The 1275-nt window shown below is 73.3% G+C and carries 1 protein-coding gene; it reads right to left on the reverse strand.

Annotation, left to right across the window (positions count from 1 at the left end):
- Nucleotides 1-56 precede the first annotated feature (56 nt).
- Nucleotides 57-1148: a zinc-dependent metalloprotease gene (locus ACWJ6R_RS36580; RefSeq protein ID WP_449066584.1), complete on the reverse strand. Its 1092-nt coding sequence runs from the start codon at nucleotides 1146-1148 to the stop codon at nucleotides 57-59.
- Nucleotides 1149-1275: the final 127 nt, after the last annotated feature.

Here is a 1275-nt window from a genome sequence, read left to right on the forward strand (position 1 = left end):
GCCCCCTCGCGGGCTCCTTCGCTCCTCGGTCCAGACGCCGGAGCCCCCTCGCGGGATCAGTCGGTGATCTCGGCGGCGGGCAGGGCGGGGGCGTCCAGGACGCGGGCGATCCAGCGCTCGGGGCGGGAGATCTCGTCCTGGTCCGGAAGGGTCTCGGGGGAGGTCCAGACCTTGTTGAAGCCGTCCATCCCGGCGCGGTCGACGACGGTGCGGACGAAGGCGGAGCCCTCGGCGTACTGCTTCATCTTGAGGTCGATGCCGAGCAGCTTGCGGACCGTGCGGTCGAGGCGGGAGCCGCCCTCGCGGCGGTGGTGGAACTTGGCCCGGATGTCGACGACCGAGGGGACCACGCCGGGTCCGACGGCGTCCATCACGTAGTCGCCGTGGCCCTCGACCAGGGTCATCACCGCGGTGAGACGGTCGAGGATCTCCTTCTGCTCGGGCGTCTGGATCGCGTCGATGAGGTTGCCCTCACCACCTCGGACCGCGTCGGCGACCGCGTCGGCGGCCGAGCGGAGCCGGTCGAGGAGCGTGGGGAGGTCCAGGTCGGAGGCGAGCAGGAACTCGGTCATCTGGTCCCGGACGTACGTCCGCAGCCAGGGGACGCCGGTGAACTGGACCCGGTGGGTCTCCTCGTGCAGGCAGACCCAGAGGCGGAAGTCCTTGGGGTCGACGCCCAGCTCGCGCTCGGCGTGCACGATGTTGGGCGCGACCAGGGTGAGGCGGCCGACGGGCGCCTGGCCGGAGGGGTCCGGCGGGAGGAAGAGCTCGTACTGCCCCAGCACCCGCGAGGCGAGGAAGGCCAGCACCGCGCCGACCTCGACGCCCGTGATGCGCGAGCCCACCGCGGTCACCACGGCCGGGGTCTGCCCCTTGCGGGCGGCCATCCGCTCGGTCAGCGGCTCCAGCACCACCCGGAAGCCCTCGACGTTGGCCTTGATCCAGCCCGGCCGGTCGACGATCGTGGCGGGCTGTGGCGCCGTGTCGGTGTCGATCCGGGTGAACTCCCGGACGTGGCCCTCGGCCACCCGGGACAGCCGCCGCAACTCGGCGACCGCCTCCCGCGCCTCCTCCCGGCTCACCTGCGGCCCGGGGCGCACCAGGCGCGTTCCGGTCGCTACGGCCAAGTCCCAGTCGATCACCTGCATACCGTCCACCGTACGTGCTGCTCTCCCGGACCGCGCGGATTACCCTCGACGTACGGCTCCGCCCCGTCCACCCGCGGCCCGCCGCACGCCCCGCCCGCCCGCGGCCCGCTGCTCGGTCTCGAGTCGC

Source organism: Planomonospora algeriensis (genome assembly GCF_977012225.1).

Coding starts and splice junctions, on each gene's coding strand:
- ACWJ6R_RS36580 (WP_449066584.1), bottom strand. CDS start 1,148: ATGCAGGTGATCGACTGGGACTTGGCCGTAGCGACCGGAACGCGCCTG.